This is a genomic window from Nocardioides sp. GCM10023255 (assembly GCF_042653125.1).
In the GTDB taxonomy this organism is placed as follows: Bacteria; Actinomycetota; Actinomycetes; order Propionibacteriales; family Nocardioidaceae; genus Nocardioides.
In genome coordinates this window covers 229,430-249,929 of sequence record NZ_JBHSHU010000002.1, presented here as the reverse complement: position 1 = coordinate 249,929, position 20,500 = coordinate 229,430, and the positions used below count along the sequence as shown (strand labels likewise).

Annotated in this window: 18 protein-coding genes; 11 read left to right on the top strand and 7 right to left on the bottom strand. The window is 73.5% G+C overall.

Annotated elements, in window-relative coordinates; genetic code table 11:
• Positions 1 to 5: 5 nt before the first annotated feature.
• Positions 6 to 1,451, bottom strand: coding sequence for a sensor histidine kinase (locus tag ACFO9I_RS03485; RefSeq protein ID WP_379177829.1), 1,446 nt, complete (start codon positions 1,449 to 1,451; stop codon positions 6 to 8).
• A complete protein-coding gene (locus ACFO9I_RS03480) occupies positions 1,448 to 2,158 on the bottom strand; it encodes a response regulator transcription factor (RefSeq protein WP_379177827.1) in 711 nt (236 codons plus the stop codon). Before ACFO9I_RS03480 ends, ACFO9I_RS03485 begins: the two co-directional genes overlap by 4 nt.
• Positions 2,159 to 2,299: 141 nt before the next feature.
• On the opposite strand from ACFO9I_RS03480, the gene ACFO9I_RS03475 reads away from it, so the two are divergent.
• From ACFO9I_RS03475 to ACFO9I_RS03455, 5 genes are all read left to right on the top strand, one after another.
• Positions 2,300 to 2,614, top strand: coding sequence for a hypothetical protein (locus ACFO9I_RS03475; RefSeq protein WP_379177825.1), 315 nt, complete (start codon positions 2,300 to 2,302; stop codon positions 2,612 to 2,614).
• Positions 2,615 to 2,694: 80 nt separating this feature from the next.
• Positions 2,695 to 6,603 carry an ATP-dependent RNA helicase HrpA gene (gene hrpA, locus ACFO9I_RS03470; RefSeq protein ID WP_379177823.1) on the top strand — a complete coding sequence of 1,303 codons (3,909 nt, stop codon included), beginning with the start codon at positions 2,695 to 2,697 and terminating at the stop codon, positions 6,601 to 6,603.
• A gap of 97 nt (positions 6,604 to 6,700) precedes the next feature.
• A complete protein-coding gene (locus tag ACFO9I_RS03465; RefSeq protein WP_379177821.1) occupies positions 6,701 to 7,297 on the top strand; it encodes a hypothetical protein in 597 nt (198 codons plus the stop codon).
• Positions 7,298 to 7,519: 222 nt separating this feature from the next.
• Positions 7,520 to 7,999 carry a type II toxin-antitoxin system PemK/MazF family toxin gene (locus ACFO9I_RS03460; RefSeq protein ID WP_379177819.1) on the top strand — a complete coding sequence of 160 codons (480 nt, stop codon included), beginning with the start codon at positions 7,520 to 7,522 and terminating at the stop codon, positions 7,997 to 7,999.
• 131 nt (positions 8,000 to 8,130) lie between these two features.
• The gene (locus ACFO9I_RS03455) at positions 8,131 to 9,561 is read left to right on the top strand and encodes an ABC transporter substrate-binding protein (protein WP_379177817.1); all 1,431 of its coding nucleotides are present in this window, start codon (positions 8,131 to 8,133) and stop codon (positions 9,559 to 9,561) included.
• A 6-nt stretch (positions 9,562 to 9,567) separates the two neighbouring features.
• On the opposite strand, the gene ACFO9I_RS03450 is transcribed toward ACFO9I_RS03455, so the two are convergent.
• Together ACFO9I_RS03450 and ACFO9I_RS03445 are read right to left on the bottom strand one after the other, a co-directional pair.
• Positions 9,568 to 11,013: a ribonuclease D gene (locus ACFO9I_RS03450; protein WP_379177815.1), complete on the bottom strand. Its 1,446-nt coding sequence runs from the start codon at positions 11,011 to 11,013 to the stop codon at positions 9,568 to 9,570.
• Between the two features lie 5 nt (positions 11,014 to 11,018).
• On the bottom strand, positions 11,019 to 11,657 hold the full coding sequence (locus ACFO9I_RS03445; protein WP_379177813.1) for a DUF3000 domain-containing protein: 639 nt from the start codon (positions 11,655 to 11,657) through the stop codon (positions 11,019 to 11,021).
• Positions 11,658 to 11,726: 69 nt separating this feature from the next.
• Here ACFO9I_RS03445 and hemE point away from each other — a divergent pair, with 69 nt between their 5' ends.
• Positions 11,727 to 12,764: a uroporphyrinogen decarboxylase gene (gene hemE, locus ACFO9I_RS03440; RefSeq protein WP_379177811.1), complete on the top strand. Its 1,038-nt coding sequence runs from the start codon at positions 11,727 to 11,729 to the stop codon at positions 12,762 to 12,764.
• Between the two features lie 9 nt (positions 12,765 to 12,773).
• Here hemE and ACFO9I_RS03435 read toward each other — a convergent pair whose 3' ends face one another.
• The 3 genes from ACFO9I_RS03435 to ACFO9I_RS03425 are packed head-to-tail and all read right to left on the bottom strand — an operon-like array spanning position 12,774 to position 15,492.
• Positions 12,774 to 13,586, bottom strand: a complete 813-nt coding sequence (locus tag ACFO9I_RS03435) for an NYN domain-containing protein (protein ID WP_379177809.1) — start codon at positions 13,584 to 13,586, stop codon at positions 12,774 to 12,776.
• Between the two features lie 50 nt (positions 13,587 to 13,636).
• The gene (locus ACFO9I_RS03430) at positions 13,637 to 14,557 is read right to left on the bottom strand and encodes a DUF4349 domain-containing protein (protein WP_379177807.1); all 921 of its coding nucleotides are present in this window, start codon (positions 14,555 to 14,557) and stop codon (positions 13,637 to 13,639) included.
• The gene (locus ACFO9I_RS03425) at positions 14,554 to 15,492 is read right to left on the bottom strand and encodes a LysR family transcriptional regulator (protein ID WP_379177805.1); all 939 of its coding nucleotides are present in this window, start codon (positions 15,490 to 15,492) and stop codon (positions 14,554 to 14,556) included. Before ACFO9I_RS03425 ends, ACFO9I_RS03430 begins: the two co-directional genes overlap by 4 nt.
• A 184-nt stretch (positions 15,493 to 15,676) precedes the next feature.
• Between ACFO9I_RS03425 and ACFO9I_RS03420 the strand changes: the two genes are divergently transcribed.
• Genes ACFO9I_RS03420 through ACFO9I_RS03400 form a run of 5 tightly spaced genes read left to right on the top strand, consistent with a single transcriptional unit; the run spans position 15,677 to position 20,456 of the window.
• Entirely contained in the window at positions 15,677 to 16,924 is a 1,248-nt protein-coding gene (locus tag ACFO9I_RS03420) for an SfnB family sulfur acquisition oxidoreductase (RefSeq protein WP_379177803.1), read from the top strand.
• A gap of 13 nt (positions 16,925 to 16,937) precedes the next feature.
• Positions 16,938 to 18,098 (top strand): LLM class flavin-dependent oxidoreductase, encoded by a 1,161-nt coding sequence (locus ACFO9I_RS03415; RefSeq protein ID WP_379177801.1) that lies wholly within the window; start codon positions 16,938 to 16,940, stop codon positions 18,096 to 18,098.
• A complete protein-coding gene (locus ACFO9I_RS03410) occupies positions 18,095 to 18,622 on the top strand; it encodes an NADPH-dependent FMN reductase (RefSeq protein ID WP_379177799.1) in 528 nt (175 codons plus the stop codon). Before ACFO9I_RS03415 ends, ACFO9I_RS03410 begins: the two co-directional genes overlap by 4 nt.
• On the top strand, positions 18,619 to 19,131 hold the full coding sequence (locus ACFO9I_RS03405) for a flavin reductase family protein (protein WP_379177797.1): 513 nt from the start codon (positions 18,619 to 18,621) through the stop codon (positions 19,129 to 19,131). The genes ACFO9I_RS03410 and ACFO9I_RS03405 overlap by 4 nt, the downstream gene beginning before the upstream one ends.
• A complete protein-coding gene (locus ACFO9I_RS03400) occupies positions 19,131 to 20,456 on the top strand; it encodes an MFS transporter (protein ID WP_379177795.1) in 1,326 nt (441 codons plus the stop codon). The genes ACFO9I_RS03405 and ACFO9I_RS03400 overlap by 1 nt, the downstream gene beginning before the upstream one ends.
• Positions 20,457 to 20,500 lie beyond the last annotated feature (44 nt).

Sequence of the window (20,500 nt, the reverse complement as noted above, 5' to 3'; positions counted from 1 at the left end):
CCGGACTATCCCGGGAGCTCGACGGTGAGGGTGGTGTCGCCGGGGGAGGAGGCGAGGGAGACGGTGCCGCCGTGGGCGTGGACGATCGCCTCGACCAGGGCCAGGCCGAGGCCGGCGCCGCCGACGGGAGCCTCGCCGTTGCTGACGGCCCGGGTGCGGGCGACGTCACCGCGGGCGAACCGCTCGAAGGCGTGGTCGACCAGATCCGGCGGGAACCCGGGGCCGTCGTCGTGCACCGAGAACCGGCCGCCGCCGGGGGTGGCCCGGACGGACACCGTGACGGTGGTGCCGGCGGGGGTGTACTTGCGGGCATTGGTCAGCAGGTTCGTCACCACCTGGTGCAGCCGGCGGTCGTCACCGGTCACCTCGACCGCGTCGTCGGGCAGGTCCAGCCGCCACCGGTGGTCGGGCGCCACCACCCGCGCGTCGGACACCGCCTCCAGCAGCAGCCGGGTCAGGTCCACCGGCTCCCGCTCCAGGGGCCGGCCCGCGTCCAGGCGGGCGAGCAGCAGCAGGTCCTCGACCAGGGCGGTCATCCGGCCCGACTCCTCCTCGACCTTGCCAAGGGCCGCGCCCACCGCGCCGGCGTCGTCGGGACGCCGCCGCGCCAGCTCGGTGTAGCCAGCGATGGTGGTCAGCGGGGTGCGCAGCTCGTGCGAGGCGTCCGCGACGAACTGCCGAACCTGCTGCTCGCTGCGGTGCCGCGCCTCCAGCGACGACTCGACGTGTGCCAGCAGCGTGTTCAGCGCCGACCCCACCTGGCCGACCTCGGTCCGCTCGTCGGTGAGGTGGTCGGGGACCCGCTCGGTCAGGTCGATCTCGCCGGACGCCAGCGGCAGCTCGGCCACGGTGTGCGCGGTCTGCGCGACCTCGCGCAGCGGCCGCAGCTGACGTCGTACGACGACCAGGCCGGCGCCCGCGGCCGCGCCGACGCCGAGCAGGGTCAGCAGCAGCTCCCAGCCGATGAGGGAGTTCACCGTGGCGTCCACGTTCTTGGTCGGGAGGCCGGTGACCAGCCGGTCGCCGTCGGGCGTCTGCACGACGGTCACCCGGTAGGAGCCGAACCCGGGCAGGCTCACCCCGTGCACGCCGTCGTCCGCCGGCACCGCGGAGAGCTCCCGCAGCGCGGACGTCGACAGCGGGGTGCTGCCGGCGCGCTCCTCGCTGTTCACGAAGCCGCGGGCCGTGCCGCCGCCGATCGCGGCGATCAACGTGCCCGGGCCCTGGTAGCGCGAGTCCAGCGGCGGCCGCGGCGGGCCACCTTCGTCGTGGTCGTCGTCGTTGTCGCCGGCCCGGAGGACCGACGACCTCACGTCCCGGTCCAGGCGGTCCATCAGGGACGAGCGCATCGCCAGCGTCGTCACGGTCGCGATCAGCAGGCACACGACGGCGACCAGCGTCACGGCCGTGAGCACCAGCCGCGACGTGAGCGAGGCGAAGCGCGACCTCACGTCGCCGGCTTCAGGACGTAGCCCGCGCCGCGCATGGTGTGGATCATCGGGTCGCGCCCGGCGTCGATCTTCTTGCGCAGGTAGGAGATGTACAGCTCGACGACGTTGGCCTGGCCGCCGAAGTCGTAGTTCCAGACCCGGTCGAGGATCTGCGCCTTCGACAGCACCCGGCGCGGGTTGCGCATCAGGAAGCGCAGCAGCTCGAACTCGGTCGCGGTCAGCGAGATCTCCTGCCCGTCCCGGAACACCTCGTGGCTGTCCTCGTCGAGGCTCAGGTCGCCCACGGTGAGCACCGACGACGTGGCCGCCTGCTGGGCACCGGCCCGGCGCATCAGCCCCCGCAGCCGGGCCACCACCTCCTCCAGCGAGAACGGCTTGGTGACGTAGTCGTCGCCGCCGGCGGTCAGGCCCGCGACCCGGTCCTCGACCGCGTCGCGGGCGGTGAGAAACACGACGGGTACGTCGGGGTCGGTGCTGCGCATCCGGCGCAGCACCTCGAGCCCGTCGAAGTCGGGCAACATCATGTCGAGCACCACCGCGTCGGGCCGGAAGTCCTTCGCCGCCGCCACCGCCTTCGACCCGGTGTGGGCCGTCGCCACCTCCCAGCCCTCGTAGCGCAGGGCCATCGAGATCAGCTCGGCGATGTTGACCTCGTCGTCGACGACGAGCACGCGCAGGGGGGACCCGTCGGGGCGTGTCAGCTCCATGGCCCCACTCTGCCGCCGAGCCGGCCGGTTCTGCTGTGCCTTTCCTGTGTGAAACCTGTGCGTGTCGCGTCGGGTACGGCGGTAGCCGGCTCACGGAGGCAGCACAGGATCCGCACAGCAGCACGCACGAGAGTCGGCGGCATGGACGAGCAGACCCCTCAGGACCCCACGCCGACGACCGCCCCCACCCCGACGACCGCCCCCGCGACGCGCGGCCCCGGCCTCCGCGACCGGGTTCTCGGCTGGCGCGGCGTCACGGCCGTGGCACTGGCCAGCGTCATCCTCGGGGGCGTGGGCGGTGCGGTCCTCGGGGCGGTGAGCGACGGCGGCGACCGCAGCGGGATGCGTGGCGGTCCCGGCGGCGTCGGCGGTCCCACGCGGGGCATGCCGGCCGGTGTCCCGGGCCAGCTGCCGCCGAGCACGGCCCCGCAGCAGCAGGGCGGCTCGGACGGCTGACCCGCGACGGCCCGACGATCCCCTCGGGCCGGCAATCGGTTCGCCCGGCCGACCACGGCACAGGCAGAATGGCCGGCATCATGTCCGGCCCCGCAGCTCCGCCCGATGAGACGGCACCGTTGGAGATCACCTATCCACCCGAGCTGCCGGTCACCCAGCGCCGCGACGACATCGCCTCCGCGATCCGCGACCACCAGGTCGTGATCATCGCCGGCGAGACCGGGTCGGGGAAGACCACGCAGATCCCGAAGATCTGCCTCGAGCTCGGCCGTGGCCGGCGTACGCAGACCGGACGTGGCCGGGACGGCAAGCCGCGCTGGAGCGGCGGCCTGGTGGGGCACACCCAGCCCCGCCGGATCGCCGCGCGCTCGGTGGCCGAGCGGATCGCCGAGGAGCTCGGGACCGAGCTCGGGGACCTGGTGGGCTACCAGGTGCGCTTCACCGACCGCACCTCCCGGTCGAGCCGGGTCAAGCTGATGACCGACGGCATCCTGCTCGCCGAGCTGCAGCGCGACCGGATGCTGCGCAGGTACGACACGATCATCATCGACGAGGCGCACGAGCGCAGCCTCAACATCGACTTCCTGCTCGGCTACCTGCGACGGCTGCTGCCGAAGCGGCCCGACCTGAAGCTGATCATCACCTCGGCCACCATCGACCCCGAGCGGTTCGCACGCCACTTCGCCGACCGGCGGGGGAATCCCGCGCCGATCATCGAGGTCTCGGGGCGCACCTACCCCGTCGAGATCCGCTACCGGCCGCTCATGGAGCTCGCGGAGGCCGACGAGGAGGGGGAGGCGGTCGTCCGCGACCAGACCGAGGCGATCGTGGACGCGGTCAAGGAGCTCTCCGCCGAGGGGCCCGGCGACATCCTGGTCTTCCTGCCCGGCGAGCGGGAGATCCGTGACACCGCCGACGCCCTCTCCGAGCTGACCCGGTCGACGCGCGGCGGCGGGCTCGAGGTCGTGCCGCTGTACTCCCGGCTCTCGGCCGCCGAGCAGCACAGGGTGTTCGCCGCCCACACCGGCCGCCGGGTGGTCCTCGCCACCAACGTCGCCGAGACCTCGCTGACGGTGCCCGGCATCCGGTACGTCGTCGACAGCGGCGTCGCCCGGATCAGCCGCTACTCGGCGCGCACCAAGGTGCAGCGGCTGCCGATCGAGCCGATCAGCCAGGCGTCGGCCAACCAGCGCTCGGGCCGGTGCGGCCGCGTCGAGGCCGGCATCGCGATCCGGCTCTACTCCGAGGAGGACTTCGAGGGGCGCCCGGAGTTCACCGACCCCGAGATCCTGCGGACCAACCTCGCCTCGGTGATCCTGCAGATGACCTCGCTCGGTCTCGGGGACATCGCGCGGTTCCCGTTCGTCGAGCCGCCGGACAAGCGCAACGTGAGCGCCGGCGTGCAGCTGCTCGAGGAGCTCGGCGCCCTCGGGACGGCCCAGAAGAAGGCCCAGCAGGCGGCCCAGAAGGAGGCCCAGCAGGAGGCCCGGGACCAGCCCCCGCAGGGCGCGCAGCTGACCCGGGTCGGGCGGCGGCTGGCCCGCCTGCCGATCGACCCGCGGCTGGCCCGGATGATCATCGAGGCCGAGCGGCTCGGCTGCGTGCGCGAGGTGGTCGTGATCGCGGCGGCGCTCTCGCTGCAGGACCCGCGCGAGCGGCCGGCCGAGATGCAGGCGCAGGCCGACCAGCAGCACGCCCGGTTCAAGGCCGAGGACAGCGACTTCCTGACCTGGCTCAACCTGTGGCGCTACCTGAAGAAGCAGCAGCGCGAGCTGTCCTCCTCCGCGTTCCGGCGGATGTGCAGGCGGGAGTTCCTCAACTACCTGCGGGTGCGCGAGTGGCAGGACTTCGAGTCCCAGCTGCGCCAGGTCTGCAAGGAGATGGACATCGACGTCGGCCACCCGGCCGACAACCCCGACGCCGACGGCATCCACCAGGCGCTGCTGTCCGGCCTGCTCAGCCACATCGGGCTGCTCGAGGAGCGCGACAAGGAGAAGGCCCCCGGCGGGCGCCGGCCGATGCGGGAGTACCTCGGAGCCCGGGGCGCGCGGTTCGCGATCTTCCCCGGCAGCGGGCTGGCCCGGAAGAACCCGCAGTTCCTGATGGCCGGCGAGCTCGTCGAGACCAGCCGGCTCTGGGCCCGGCAGAATGCCGCGATCAAGCCCGAATGGGCCGAGCGCCTGGGCGAGCACCTGGTCAAGCGCACCTACAGCGAGCCGCACTGGAGCAAGAAGCGGGCCGCGGTGATGGCCCACGAGCGGGTCACGCTGTACGGCGTACCGCTGGTCGCCGACCGGCTCGTCGGCTACGGCAGGATCGACCCTGCGCTGGCTCGCGAGCTCTTCATCCGGCACGCGCTGGTGTACGGCGAGTGGCACACCCGCCACAGGTTCTACGAGAAGAACCTCGCCCTCCTCGAGCAGGCCGAGGAGCTGGAGCACCGCGCCCGCCGCCGCGACATCGTCGTCGACGAGCACACCCTCTTCGACTTCTACGACGCGCGCGTGGGCGCCGACGTGGTCAGCGGCGCGCACTTCGACCAGTGGTGGAAGCGCGCCCGGCAGAAGCAGCCGGACCTGCTGACCTTCGACCCCGAGATGCTGACCCACGACACCGCCGAGGAGATCCGCGCCACCGACTACCCGGAGACCTGGGTGGGCGAGGGGCTGACCTTCCCGATCAGCTACCACTTCGAGCCGGGGGCCGCCGACGACGGTCTCACCATCGACGTCCCGGTCGCCACCTTGAACCGGGTCGACGCCGACGACTTCTCGTGGAACGTCCCGGGACTGCGCGAGGAGCTGGTGACCAGCCTGATCCGCAGCCTGCCGAAGAACCTGCGCGTCAACTTCGTGCCCGCTCCCAACCGGGCGAGGGAGTTCCTGGCGGCCGTGCCGCCGGGGGAGGAGCCGCTGCTCGACGCCCTGGAGCGCTACTTCCGCTCCACGACCGGGGTCGTCGTGCCCCGTGAGGCGTGGGACTGGAGCAAGGTCCCCGACCACCTGCGCCCGACCTACCGGGTCGTGGACGACACCGGTCGGGAGCGGGCCCGGGGCAAGGACCTCGAGGCGCTCAAGGAGCCGCTGCGGCCGAGCTTCGCCCAGGCCATCGCCGAGGTGGCGGCCGACAGCGGCATCGCCCGGACCGGCGAGACCGACTGGGTCTTCGGGACCATCGAGTCGTCGTTCACCCAGAAGCGGGCCGGCCACGAGGTCCGCGGCTTCCCCGGCCTGGTCGACGAGGGGGAGAGCGTCGGGCTGCGCGTCCTCGGCTCGGAGGTGGAGCAGGAGGCGCAGCACCGGCTCGGCGTCCGCCGGCTGCTGCTGCTCACCACGCCGTCGCCGGTGAAGACGGTGCTCGACGGGCTCGACAACGCGCAGAAGCTCGGGCTCGCGGGGTCGCCGTACCCCTCCGTCGCCGAGCTGCTCGAGGACTGCCGGGCCGCGGTGCTCGGCACCCTGGTCGACTCGCGCCCCGTGGTGCGCGACGAGAAGGCCTTCGCGGCGCTGCGGACCGAGGCCGAGCGGGACCAGGAGGCCCACCTGCGCGCCGTGCTGGCCGACCTGATCGGGGTGCTGGACGCGTGGCGGCAGGCGGAGAAGGCGCTCAGCGGCCGCGCCGACATGACGATGCTGCCGGCGCTCTCGGACATGAAGGCGCAGCTCGCCCGGCTGGTGCACCGCGGGTTCGTGGGCGAGGCCGGCGCGACGCAGCTGCGCCGCTACCCGGCGTACCTCGACGCGCTGCAGCACCGGCGCGAGCGGCTGCCCGGGCAGGTCAACCGGGACCGCCAGCTGATGGACCAGATCGGCGACCTGCAGGACGCGTGGCTGCACCAGGTCGAGGCGCTTCCCGAGGGACGTCCGCCCGGTGCCCACCTGCGGCAGGCGCGGTGGATGCTCGAGGAGTACCGCATCTCGTTGTGGGCCCAGCACCTCGGCACGGCGTACGCCGTGAGCGACCAGCGGATCCGGAAGGTGCTGGGGTAGGGCTGCAGGACTCCCCGGCTGGCCGGGGAGTCCTGTGCTTGTCGACCGCTGCAACGGTCGACAAGCACAGGGAAAGGCCGACAAGTAGCCTGTCGAGGTGAACGATCGACCCCATCACCGGCCGATGACACCGGGCGCCAACTTCTTCGAGGCGATCACCGGCGGGGTCGACCCGGCCGTGGTGAGCGAGGCCGCCGACCGCGCGGCGACGCTACTGGTCCGCGGGGCCCGGCAGGCCGACGACGACGCCGTCGCCGACCGGCTGCTGCACCTCGCCGACACCGAGGGCATCGAGGCGATCGCCGAGGTCTGGTCCGGCTCCCCGGCCGACTCGCTGGCCGGCTGCCTGTGGCGGCTCTACCTGCTGCGCTCGTGGGTGTACGCCGATCCGGTCGCCGTCGCCGCCGAGTTCGAGGCCGGCCGGGCCCGGGCCCAGGTGGCCCGGGTCGTGGCCGGGGTCGCCGACCCGCCCGGACCCGACGAGCTCAAGGCCATGGTCGACCAGGTGCTGCGCGGCATCGCCGGGAGCGACTTCGCCGACGTGCTGCTGCGCGCCTCCGCCTTCGCCCGGGTGGTCGCGACCGGCCGGGCGACGCTGACCGGCCCGTCCGAGGCCGAGGTGCGCCGGATGCTGGTGCTGGCCGAGCAGCTCGAGGCCGCCGGCCACGCCGAGCTGCGGCACGGGCTCGCCTGACGTCGACTGGACCACCTGCGTCGGTGTGGGACGACTCTCAGCGAGGGGGCTTGAGTGCGGGGCCGGGCGTCGTAAGGTTGGACCTCGGAGCACGTCGGGCCGCGGCAGCCCCGGGTCCCAAAATAAGCCGCTACGAGCGGCCACGCGCCGTGAGGCGCTCCCGGTCCGGCGTGCTCCACCTTCGTCCCCGGCGCGGCACCGGCCGTGCCCTAGGCTCCGGGCATGGTGAGCCTCCGACGCCGACTCAGCGGCCTCCTGCGATCGACGCGCCGCGCCGTCCCGCGCCGCCCCGTCCCGCGCGGTCGCGACCAGATCGGCTACGCGCCCCGCGCCGACGGCCGCCCGGACCCCGGCGAGGTGGTCTGGGCGTGGGTGCCCTTCGAGGAGGGTGACGGCCGCGGCAAGGACCGGCCGGTGCTGCTGGTCGGCCGCCGTCGCACCCCCGAGGGCCAACGACTGCTGGGCCTGATGCTCACCAGCAAGGACCACGACCACGACGCCGCCGACGAGGCCCGCTGGGGTCGGCAGTGGATGGACGTCGGCACCGGCGGCTGGGACAGTGCGCGGCGGCCCAGCGAGGTCCGCCTGGACCGGTTGCTCGTGCTGGACCCCGGGACGGTCCGGCGCGAGGGCGCAGCCCTGGACCGCGCCACGTTCGACCGGGTGCTGGACGCGGCCCGGCAGCTGCACGCGCTCGGGTGACCGAGCCCACGCGCCGGGACCGCCGCAGCGACCGGGAGGCGACCCTCCGGTCGGTAGGGTGGAGTGCCGGCAGCCGCGTCCAGGACGCGGTGCCGCTGAGGCACGGGCAGGGACGGGGCGAGAGGAATCGGGTGAAGGTGCTGCGCAGGTCAGCGGGGGCGGTCCTGGACGGACGGTCGCGCCGTGGAGGTGGCCGGCGTACGGCTGCCGCACTGACGGCCGCGGCCCTGGCGCTGGCCCTGGCCGGCTGCGACAGCGGGGGCGCCCAGCCGGGTCCGACGCTGCGCAGCGAGAGCAAGAGCACCACCCCGACGCCGCGAACGGCGCTCAGCTTCGGTGTCTACGGCCCGCGCGACGAGGTCGCCGCGCTGCAGGGCGTGGTGGACACCTTCAACGCCTCCTCCGAGGGCAGCAAGGTCACGCTGCACTCGTGGGCCGACCACGACGCGATGGTCTCGGACCTGCGGTCCGCCGGCTCCGGCTCCACCGAGCTGCCGGACGTCTTCATGGTGTCCCGGTCCGACCTCGCCTGGCTGCAGGAGGACGGCCTGACCCAGCCGGTCGACGAGATGCTCGACGAGCGCGGCGTGGACTTCGGCGACGGCTACTCCCGCGACGCGCTGCAGGCCTTCAGCGCGGACAACCGCCTGCAGTGCATGCCGTACGCCATCTCGCCGATGGTCATCTACTACAACACCCGGATCGTCGACTTCGCCCGGATGCGTGACAAGGGCCTGGACGCCCCGGACCCCGAGGGCACCAACGGTCGCTGGACCTTCGACCAGTTCGAGGCGGCCGCCAAGTTCGCCTCGCGTCCGCGCAAGGGCACCCGCGGTGTCCACATCGACCCGACCCTGCGCGGCCTGGCGCCGTTCATCTACTCCGGTGGGGGGCAGGTCTTCGACGACGAGGAGACCCCGACCTCGCTCGCCTTCTCCGACGGCGACACCCGCGCCGCGCTCGAGCGCACCCTCGAGGTGCTGCGCGACCCGCACCTGACCCTGACCGGCGAGCAGCTCGCCAAGGCCCCGGCGCTGACGTGGTTCGAGCGCGGCAAGCTCGGCATGATCGCCGGTTTCCGCTCGCTGGTGCCCGAGCTGCGCCAGGTGCCCGGGCTGCAGTTCGACGTGCTGCCGATGCCGGCGCTGGGCGGGAGCGCCACCGTCGGCGACATCACCGGGCTGTGTGTGTCCGCCGACTCGGTCAGCACTCCCGAGGCGGCCGACTTCCTGGTGCGCGTGCTGTCGACGGCGTCGGTCAACCGGGTGGCCCAGACCGGCTACATCGTGCCCGCCAACCTCGAGGCCGCGGCGTCCGACAGCTTCCTGCAGCCGAGCCGCCAGCCCGCCCACCCGGCGGTCTTCAACTCCAGCGTGCGGTCGGTGCACCTGCCCCCGCTGATCGACCACGGGCCCGAGCTCGAGAGCGCGGTCGCCGACAGCCTCGACGAGCTGTTCACCGTGCCGGTGCTCGACCTCGATGCGATCACCGAGCAGATCGACGAGGAGTCGCGGAAGGTGCTCGACCCCGAGAGCGGGAGCGAGAGCCCCGACGCCGGGTAGGCCGGGTCAGGCCTCCGGTGACCGGTCCGCGGCCTTCGCGTCCGTGGCTTCCGCGTCGGCCTGCAGCACGGCGGTGGTGAGCACGGGCGCGGTGAGGGCGATCTGCCAGCTGCGGGCGCCGTACGTCGCGAGCTGGGCCACGATCTCGTCCAGCAGCGTCCCGGGCTCGCGGGTCCGCGGCGGGGTCCACAGTGTGCGCCGCAGGTAGTCAGGGGTCAGGAGGTTCTCGACCGGCAGGTTGTTGCTCTCCGCGATCCGGGTCAGCTCGTCGCGGGCCAGCGCCAGCCGGCGGGCGGCGACCGGGTCCTTCTCGGCCCAGGCGCGCGGCAGCGGCGGTCCGTCACCGCGCGGGGAACGGGTCGGCAGGTCGTTCTCGGGCATCTCCGCGGCCGCGGTCAGGGCCGCCATCCAGCGGCCGGCGTACCGCTCCGCGCCGCGGCCGTGGAAGCCGCGGGTGCGCAGCAGGGCGCCCTTCTCGGTCGGCATCGCCTGGGCCGCGGCCACGATGGCGGAGTCGGGGATGATCCGGCCGGGCGTCACGTCGCGCTGCTCGGCGATCTGGTCGCGGGTCTCCCACAGGGCGCGGACCGCGCCGAGGGCCCGGCGGCCGCGTACCCGGTGCAGCCCGGAGGTGCGCCGCCAGGCGTCGACGCGGGCCGGCTGCTCGAAGCCGCGCAGCGCGTCGAACTCCTGGCGCGCCCAGTCGTCCTTGCCCGCGGCGACCAGCTCGGCCGCGAGGGCGTCCCGCAGCTCGACGAGGACCTCGACGTCGAGCGCGGCGTACTCCAGCCAGGGCTCCGGGAGCGGCCGGGTGGACCAGTCGACCGCGGAGTGCTCCTTGGCCAGCCGGTAGCCCAGCAGGGTCTCCACCAGCGTCGCGAGCCCCACCCGGGGGTAGCCCAGCAGCCGTCCGGCGAGCTCGGTGTCGAACAGCGCGCTGGGCCGCAGGCCGACCTCCGCGAGGCAGGGCAGGTCCTGGGTGGCGGCGTGCAGGATCCACTCGGTGCCCTCGAGCACCTCCTGGAGCGGCGCGAGGGACGCGAAGGCGATCGGGTCCACGAGGTGGGTGCCGGCGCCCTCGCGGCGCAGCTGGATCAGGTAGGCGCGCGAGGAGTACCGGTAGCCGGACGCGCGCTCGGCGTCGATCGCCACCGGACCGGTGCCGGCCGCGATCGCGCGGCAGACCTCCGCCAGCCCGGCCTCGGTCTCCACGACCGGGGGCAGGCCGTCGCGCAGGTGCAGCAGCGGGCGTGCAGGCTCCTCCGGAGCGGTGACTGAGTCCTCCGGAGCGGTGACTGAGTCCTCCGGAGCGGTGACTGAGTCCTCCGGAGCGGTGACTGAGTCCTCCGGAGCGGTGACTGAGTCCTCCGGAGCGGTGACTGAGTCCTCCGGAGCGTCGGTGGGCTGCTCGTCTCGGGGCTCGGCATCGGAGGGGTCGGCGAGGGGAACCATGGAGGTCAGTGTCCCGGACCCCGCTGGCCGCGTCGGCTCGGGATCACCGCAACGCCCTCGGGGACGGGTGGCAGGCCCACCGCGGTGCACAGCAGCTCGCCCCACGCCTCGACGTGCGGAGCCATGTCCAGCGGGGCGCCGGGTGCGGCCTGCGGGCTCGGCCGCGGCGACCACGAGGCGCGGATCTCGAGCTGGGCGGTGCCGCCCTCGTCGGCCATCCCGCCGAAGCTCTCGGTGGCGACCTTGGTGACGGTGCCGGAGGCGGCGGCGTACGTCGCGCCGTGGGCGTCCAGCGCCTCGGTCAGCCACGACCAGCCGACCGCGCCCAGCATCGGGTCGGTGATCAGCTCGAGGTCGATCTCGGCGCGGGCGTAGGCCACGCAGCGGAACGTGCCGTCCCAGGCCTCGTTGCCGGCGGGGTCGTGCAGCAGGATGATCCGGCCGGTCCCGACGTCGGTGTCGTCGACGGTGACGTCCGCGGACAGCGCCGCGGCGTACGGCGCGATCCGCTGCGGCGCCGGCATCTCCTCGCAGAAGACCTCCGGGCGCAGCCGCGCGGCGTGCATGCTGTCCACGGCGTCCCGGAACTCGGGGGGAACAGCTCCCGCACCCGTGCCCGGGTGCGTCTCCTGACGGACGACCATGGGTTCACAGTAGGTCGGGGACCCGGTCTCGATGTGCGAACACGCCGGTTGACCTGCGAGGCTTCGCCTGTGAGCAGCCGTCCCGACCTCTCCGAGAGCGCCTTCCTGAAGGCCGCACGTGGCGAGCCCGTGCCGCACACGCCGGTCTGGTACATGCGCCAGGCGGGCCGTTCGCTGCCGGAGTACCTCCGGGTGCGCGAGGGCGTCGGCATGCTCGAGTCGTGCATGGACCCCGAGCTGGTCGTGGAGATCACGATGCAGCCGGTGCGGCGGTACGGCGTGGACGCGGCCATCTTCTTCTCCGACATCGTGCTGCCGCTCAAGGCCGTCGGGGTGGATCTCGACATCAAGCCGGGCGTCGGCCCCGTGGTCGCCGAGCCGGTGCGCACCCTGGCCGACGTCGAGGCGATCCCCGACCTCACCCCCGAGCACGTGCCGTTCATCACCGAGGCCGTCCGCGGGCTGGTCGGCGAGCTCGGCGGCACCCCGCTGATCGGGTTCGCGGGCGCGCCGTTCACGGTGGCGTCGTACCTCGTCGAGGGCGGCCCCTCCAAGGAGCATGCCCGGACCAAGGCGATGATGTTCGGCGCCCCCGACGTCTGGGACGCGCTGATGCGCAAGATCGCCGGGATCGCCGCGGCCTACCTCGAGGTGCAGGTCGCCGCGGGCGCCAGCGCGGTCCAGCTGTTCGACTCGTGGGCCGGTGCGCTCACCCCGCAGGACTACCGCGCCCACGTGATGCCCCACTCCGCCCACGTGCTCGAGCGCGCGGGCGCGCTGGGCGTGCCGCGGATCCACTTCGGGGTCGGCACGTCCAACCTGCTCGGGCTGATGGGCGAGGCCGGCGCCGACGTGGTCGGCGTCGACTGGCGGATGCCGCTGGCCGACGCGCTGCCGCTGGTGGGCGACCGCGGCGTGCAGGGCAACCTCGACCCGACGCTGGTCTTCGCACCCACCGACGTGATGACGTCGCGGGCCGCCGAGGTGATCGAGGCCGGCCGCGCCGCGAAGGGCCACATCTTCAACCTCGGCCACGGCGTCATCCCCTCGACCGACCCCGACCAGCTCAAGCGGCTGACGGAGTTCGTGCAGTCCTACCCGCTCTGACGGGCCGCGTCAGCCCCGCGGGGCCGTCGCCTTGGTCGTCTCGCTCTTCGAGGTGGCCTTCTTGGCCGTCCGCCGACGGCTCGTGGTCTTCGTGACGGCCTTGGACGGGCGCAGCCGGACCCGCACGGGCTTCTCGGGGAGCTGCTCCACGTCGACGTAGTCCTGGGCACGGACCAGCTCGACGAGCTTGGGGTAGCCGTAGTTGCGCGAGTCGAACGACGGGTTGTTCGCGCCGATGTGGCTGCCCACGCCGGAGAGGGCCGCCCACCCGTCGTCCTGCGAGACCGACTCGATCGCGGCCACCAGGATCCGGCGCAGGTCCGGCAGCGGGGTGGCGGCCTCGTCGTCGGGCTCGGCCGCGGGCGTGGCGGGCGGTGCTTCCTTGCTGCCGAGCACCTCGAGGTAGATGAAGCGGTCGCACGCGGCCACCAGGGAGGCGGGGGTGCGCCGCCGGCCGAGGCCGATCACGGTCTTGCCGGACTCGCGCAGCCGGGTCGCCAGCCGGGTGAAGTCGCTGTCGCTGGACACGATGGCGAACCCGTCGAGGTTGCCGGAGTAGAGCAGGTCCATCGCGTCGATGATCAGCGCGGAGTCCGTGGAGTTCTTGCCCGTCGTGTAGGAGAACTGCTGCACGGGCTGGATCGCGTGCCGGTGCAGCTCCTCCTTCCACGGGGTGAGCTGCTGGGTCGTCCAGTCGCCGTAGGCACGCTTGACGGTCGGGACGCCGTACCGCGCGAGCTCCTCGAGCATCGCGCCCGCGTGCGCGGCCGAGGTGTTGTCGGCATCGATCAGGACGGCGAGGCGTCTGCTGCTTGCTGGCACCCCACCAGCCTCGCAGGTTCCGCGGGCGTGGGGGAGGGAACGGGTCGGGCTCAGCCCTCGGGCAGCGGCGTGGTCGGGGGAGTACGCCGACGGCGGAGGGCCCGCAGCGCCGGCCACGCGAGCAGGGCCAGGACCAGCAGGACGACCAGGAACGGCAGCAGTGCGCCGAGCGCGGTGGCGAGGCCCACGGCCACGGCGGTGAGCCCGTGCCAGCCCGCGGAGAGGCCGGCGAGGAAGCCCGTGCGGTCCTCGTGCGTGGTCGCGCCGGCGTGCCGCTCGTGCTCGATGTCGACGGTGATCGTGGCCATCGACGTCTGGTCGGCCAGGTAGGCCGACTGCTGCTCCAAGGAGTCCAACGCGGCCTGCCGCTGGGAGAGCTCGGACTCGATCAGCACGATGTCGCGCAGGTTCTGCGCCCGGTCCAGCAGCGTCTCCACCCGGGCGACGCTCCGGCGCTGGGCGCGCAGCCGCACCCGGGTGTCGATCACCTTCGTCGTCACGTCCTTCTCGTCGGAGCTGCCGTAGGCGAGCTCCGCGACACCGCGCAGGGCGCCCATCGCCGCGTCGAAGTCGGCCGAGGGCACCCGCAGCACCAGGCGGGCGTTGACGGTCCGGCCCTCGTCGTCGGAGTCGGTCTCGTCGCTGGTCACCTCGCCGTCGTACCTGTCCACGACCCGGCGTACGTCGCGCCGGGCGGCCGCCACGTCGGTGGCGCGGAGCTGGACCCGGCCGGTCGAGATCACGGCCTTGCGCTGCACGCGGTCGCCGATGTCGGTGGCCACCGCACGGCGGGCTGCCGACTCGGCGGGCGCGTCGCCGGCGACCGATCCCGAGATGGCGTCCGTGGAGCCGGCAGCGCTCCCGTCCGAGGAGCCTCCGGAGGAGCAGGCATCGAGGGCGAGGGTGGCGGTGAGGCCGAGGGTGGCGACGAGGGCGACGGCGGTCCGGCGGCTGCGGTGCGTGCGGGTCATGCAGTCTGGGACGGATCCCTGCCCGGAGGGGTTCCCCGACGGTAGGCGCGGGCGTGCGAGACGAGCGCGGCCTGGAGGTCACGGACGGGGAGCGGTGCCCGCTGCCCGCGACGCTGGCGCAGCACCAGCGTGATCGCGGTGCGGTCACCCGAGATCGGGCGGTAGGTGATCAGGCCGGCCCGCTCCATCGGGTCGCCGGCCACGCTGTAGTCGGGCAGGACGGTCAGCCCGAGGCCCTCGGCCACCATGACCTTGCCGAGCTCGGCGCCGTCGGTCGTGTAGCTCACCGGTGGCATCTGGGAGCCGAAGAGCCGGTGCGCGAAGCGGTGCATCAGGTAGCCGGCGCGCATCGCCACGAACGGCTCCGCCCGCAGCTGGTCGATGCGCACCTCGTCCTGGGCCGTGAGCGGGTGGTCGGCGCGCAGCACCACCACCGGGCGACCGTGGACGAGGGCCTGGCCGACGAGGTCCGGCTCCGGGTCGTCGCCCTCGAGCACGTTGACCATCCCGAGGTCGAGGCTGCCGTCGAGCAGGCCCTGGTGGATGTCGGACTGCTGGGTGTTGATGACCTCCACCGTCGTCGAGGGGTGGGCGGAGCGGACCTCGCTCACCGCGGGGACGAGCAGCGTGGAGGTCGCGGTGCTGACCGTGCCGACCCGGATCGCGCGGGTGCTCGTGGCCTGGTCGCCGGCGGCGGTGCGCAGCCGCTCGACCGCCTCGAGCACCTCCACCATGTTCTGCTGGAGCTCGCGGCCGCGCCGGCTGATCCGCGCACCCGAGCGGTGCCGGTCCAGGAGCGTGACGCCGAGCTCGCGCTCGAGCTTGCTCACCGCCTCGCTCAGCGCCGGCTGGGAGATGTGCAGGTGCTCGCTCGCGCGGCGCAGCGACCCGTGCTGGGTCACGGCGGCGACGTACTCGAGCTGTTCGATCCGCACCGGGGGTCCTCCTGCTGTCGTGGGGAGCTGGCTCTCGCCGGGTGACAGGCGGTGCCTGTCACCCCATCGCCGACTCCGCCCGCGTGGCGGGCTGTCTCGGCTTGCACCGGTCATCAAAGTACATCAACATGATTGACATAAGGGCCCAAGCGCCGCGGAGCCGAGCAGACGAGGAGTGCCGAGGATGAGGACCGAGACCGACAGCGGTGTCGCGGGCGCCCCGAGGGCCGGGAGCCCGACGGTGCCCGTGCTCTCCTCCGCCGAGGCGCTGCGGGTCGCCGAGGAGGCGGCCGCCCAGCTCGCGCAGGAGGCCTCCCGCCGCGACGCCGAGCGCCGGTTGCCCGGCCCGGAGCTCGAGGCGATCACCGCCGCAGGGCTCTTCGCGATCACCGTGCCGGCCCGCCACGGCGGGGCCGACCTGCCCGCCGAGGTGGTGGCCGAGGTCTTCCGGCTGCTCGCCACCGGCGACCCCAGCGTGGCGCAGATCCCGCACAGCCACTTCGTCTACGTCAACGCGTTGCGGCACCAGGGGACCCCGGCCCAGCAGGAGTTCTTCTTCGGGCAGGTGCTCGCCGGCCGTCGGTTCGGCAACGCCCAGTCCGAGGTCGGCACCCGCCACGTCCGCGACATCCGTACGACGCTGACCCCGACCGGCAGCGGCTGGCTGCTCAACGGCGTCAAGGGCTACAGCACCGGCGCGCTGTTCGCGGACTGGATCCCCGTGTTGGCCCACCTCGACGAGGACACGGAGCCGGCGCAGGGGCCGCTGCACGTGGCCTGGGTCGAGCGCACCGCGCCCGGCGTGACCGTCCTCGACGACTGGGACGGGCTCGGGCAGCGGACCACCGCCAGCGGGACCGTGCGGCTGGAGAACGTCGCGGTGCAGACCGCGCGCATCACGCCGTACCACCTCACCTTCGAGGGTCCGCAGACCTACGGCGCCTTCGCCCAGCTCCTGCACGCGGCCCTCGACGCCGGCATCGCCAGGGCCGCCCTCGACGACGCCGCCCGCTTCGTCACCTCCAAGAGCCGGCCCTACCCGGACGCCCAGGTGGAGCGGGCCGCCGACGACCCGCTGGTCGTGCACGCCTTCGGCGAGATGGAGCTCTCGGTCCGTGCGGCCGAGGCGCTGCTCGCCGAGGCGGGCCGCGCGGTCGACCGGGCGGACGCCCACCTGGACGAGAAGTCGGCCGCCGAGGCCAGCCTCGCGGTCGCGGCCGCCCGCGCCTCCAGCAGCCAGGCGTCGGTCGACGTCGCCAGCCGCCTCTTCGAGGTCGCCGGCACCCGCTCGGCGCTCGCGAGCCTCAACCTCGACCGGCACTGGCGCAACGCCCGGACGCACACCCTGCACGACCCGGCCGCCTGGAAGGTCCAGCACCTGGGCCGCCACGCGGTCGACGGAACCCTGCCGCCCAACCACGGCCAGCTCTGAGGAAAGGACCCCGATGACCTCCCCCCTGAAGTTCCACTGGTTCCTGCCGACCAACGGCGGTGACGGCCGACAGGTGGTCGGCGGCGGCCACGGCGTCGACGCCATCCCGTCGGGTCGCCCGGCCTCGGTCGCCTACCTCGGCCAGGTCGCGCGCGGTGCGGAGGACATGGGCTTCGACGCGGCGCTGACCCCGGCCGGCGCGTGGTGCGAGGACGCGTGGCTCTCCACCGCGATGCTCAGCCAGGTCTCCGAGCGGCTGAAGTTCCTGGTGGCCTTCCGCCCCGGGCTGGTCTCGCCGTTCCTGGCCGCGCAGATGGCCGGCACCTTCCAGAACCTCACCGGCGGCCGGCTGCTGCTCAACGTCGTCACCGGCGGCGAGAGCCACGAGCAGCGGATGTTCGGCGACTTCCTGGACAAGGAGGAGCGCTACCAGCGCTGCGACGAGTTCCTCACCATCGTGCGCGCCCTCTGGCGCGGCGAGACCGTCGACTTCCACGGCCGGCACCTGCAGGTGGAGAACGCCTCGCTGGGCCAGATCCCCGACCCGGTCCCCGAGATCTACTTCGGCGGCTCCTCGCCGGTCGCGGGTGAGGTCGCGGCCAAGCACGCCGACGTCTACCTGACGTGGGGCGAGCCGCCGGAGGCGGTGGCCGAGAAGGTGAAGTGGATCCGACGGCTCGCCGAGGCGCAGGGCCGCGAGATGAAATTCGGGATCCGCATGCACACCATCACCCGCGACACCGCCGAGGAGGCGTGGGCCGAGGCCGACCGCCTGATCGCGGGGATCGACGAGGACACCATCGCCAAGGTGCAGGCGGGCCTGCGCCGCTCCGAGTCCGAGGGACAGCGCCGGATGCTCGAGCTCAACGGCGGCAACAAGGGCGACCTCGAGATCCACCCCAACGTCTGGGCCGGCGTCGGCCTGGTCCGCGGCGGCGCCGGCACCGCCCTGGTGGGCAGCCACCAGGAGGTCGCCGACCGCATCGAGGAGTACCACTCGGTCGGCATCGACGAGTTCGTGCTCTCGGCCTACCCGCACCTCGAGGGCGCCTACTGGTTCGGCGAGGGCGTGCTGCCCGAGCTCGCGAGGCGCGGGCTGTGGGAGCACCCGCACCCGACCGCGGTCAGCGCCCAGGTGCCGTTCGCGGCCGACGCGGGGCGGGCCGCCTCGTGAGCGGCACCGGTGCCGACGCGCCCCGCGTCGCGGTGGTGGTCGGCAACCCCAAGCCGCGCTCGCGCACCCTCACGGCGGCGCTGCACGTGGCCCGCGAGCTGGCCGGCGCCGAGCCCGACCTGGTCGTCGACCTGGCCGACCTCGGTGCGGCGCTCCTGGACTGGCAGGACCCGACCGTCTCCGGGCTGGTGGGGGAGGTGGGTGCCGCCGACCTCGTGGTCGTCGCGTCGCCCACCTACAAGGCGACCTACAGCGGTTTGCTCAAGCTCTTCCTCGACCGGTTCTCGACCGACGGGCTGCGCGGCGTCGCCGTCCCGCTCATGCTGGGCGCCGGCCCGGCCCACGCGCTGGCCCCGGAGCTCACGCTCCGGCCGCTGCTCGCCGAGATCGGCGGCACCACGCTGCGTGGCCTGTACGTCCTCGACAGCGCGCACGACGACCCCGCGGCGTACGCCGGCTGGCTGGCCACCGTGCGACCGGCCGTCTCGTCCCTGCTCTCCGCACCGACAGGAGTCCTCGCATGACCGTCACCGCACTCACGACCAACCAGGACCTCGACCCGAAGCGCCTCCGCGAGGCGTTCGGGGTGTTCCCCAGCGGCGTGGTCGCCGTGGCCGCCGAGGTGGACGGGCAGCTGACCGGTCTGGCCGCGAGCTCCTTCACCTCCGTCAGCCTCGAGCCGGCCCTGGTGTCGTTCTCCGTGGCCAACACCTCAAAGACCTGGCCCACGCTGCGCCGGGCCGACCGCCTCGGGCTCACGATCCTGGCCGACCACCACGGCGACGTCTGCCGACGGCTGGCCGGGCCGGTCGAGCACCGCTTCGACGACGTGTCCGTGACCACCACCGGGGACGGCGCCGTGACCCTCGACGAGGGGCTCGCCCGCTTCGACTGCTCGGTCTACCGCGAGGTGGAGGCCGGCGACCACACGATCGTGATCCTCCAGCTGCACGCGGTCGAGCACGCCGACACCTCGCTGCCGCTGGTGTTCCACCGCAGCGCCTTCACCCGCATCAGCGACGAGGTCGCCTGATGTCCCAGAGTCCTCGCAAGGTCGCACTCGCCTCCGCGGTGGGTGCGACCATCGAGTGGTACGACTTCTTCCTCTACGGCACGGCCGCGGGGCTGGTCTTCGACAAGCTCTACTTCAACGGCCTCGACGGCCCGGCCGCCCAGTTCGCGGCGTTCGCGACCTTCGCGGTCGGGTTCCTCGCCCGCCCGGTCGGCGGGCTGGTCTTCGGTCACTTCGGGGACCGGGTCGGCCGCAAGAAGATGCTGCTGCTGACGCTGGTCATCATGGGCGTGGGCACCGCGGCGATCGGGCTGCTGCCGACGTACGACCAGATCGGCGTGTGGGCGCCCGTGCTCCTCGTGGTGCTCCGGGTGCTCCAGGGCATCGGCGTCGGCGGTGAGTACGGCGGCGCGGTGCTGCTCGCGGTGGAGTTCGCCCCCGCGGAGCGGCGCGGCTTCTTCGGCAGCTTCGCCCACATCGGTGTGCCGGGCGGCCTGCTCCTGGCCTCGGGCGCGTTCTCGGTGGCCAGCCTGCTGCCGGACGAGGCGTTCCTCGCCTGGGGCTGGCGGGCCTGCTTCCTGATCAGCGTGGTGCTGCTCGCGATCGGCGCCTACATCCGGCTCTCGGTCATGGAGACACCGTCCTTCGCCCGGGTCCAGGAGCGGAAGCAGGTCGCGTCGGTGCCGCTGCGCGAGCTGCTGCGCCAGCAGCCGCGGGCGCTCCTGCTCGGCATGGGCACGCGCTTCGTCGAGGGCTTCACGTTCAACTTCTTCTCGGTCTTCCTGCTGGCCTACGTCGTCACCGACCTCGGGCTGCCGAAGTCGTGGGCGCTCAACGGGATCCTCGTCGGCGCGACCCTCGGCGTGGTGCTGGTCCCGCTGGCCGGTGCGTTCTCGGACCGGGTGGGTCGCAAGCCGGTGTTCCGGGCCGGCGCCTGGACGGCGCTGGTGCTCGCCTTCCCGGTGGCCGCGTTGGTGCAGAGCGGCGGTCGCCTGGCGATCTTCACCGCACTCGTGGCCGGCCTGGGCGTGGTGTACGGCACGGTCTACGGCCCGTTGGCGGCCTTCTGGTCCGAGCTGTTCGACACCCGGTTCCGCTACACGGCGCTCAGCTCGCTCTACCAGGTCTCGGGCGTCGTGGCCTCGGGGCTGACGCCGCTGATCGCCGCCTGGCTGGTCACGCTCGGCGACGGCACCCTGTGGTGGGTCGCGGGCTACAACGTGGCGGTCGCCGCGCTGAGCCTCACCTGCGCGCGGTACCTCCCGGAGACGCGTGGCCGCGACCTCGACCAGCCGGTCGGCACCCGGACGGCGCCGCGTCACGCGCGCGAGGTGCTCGCCGCCTGACGCCGCCCCCCTGAACCCCCGGCCCCAACCGTGCGCACCCGCGG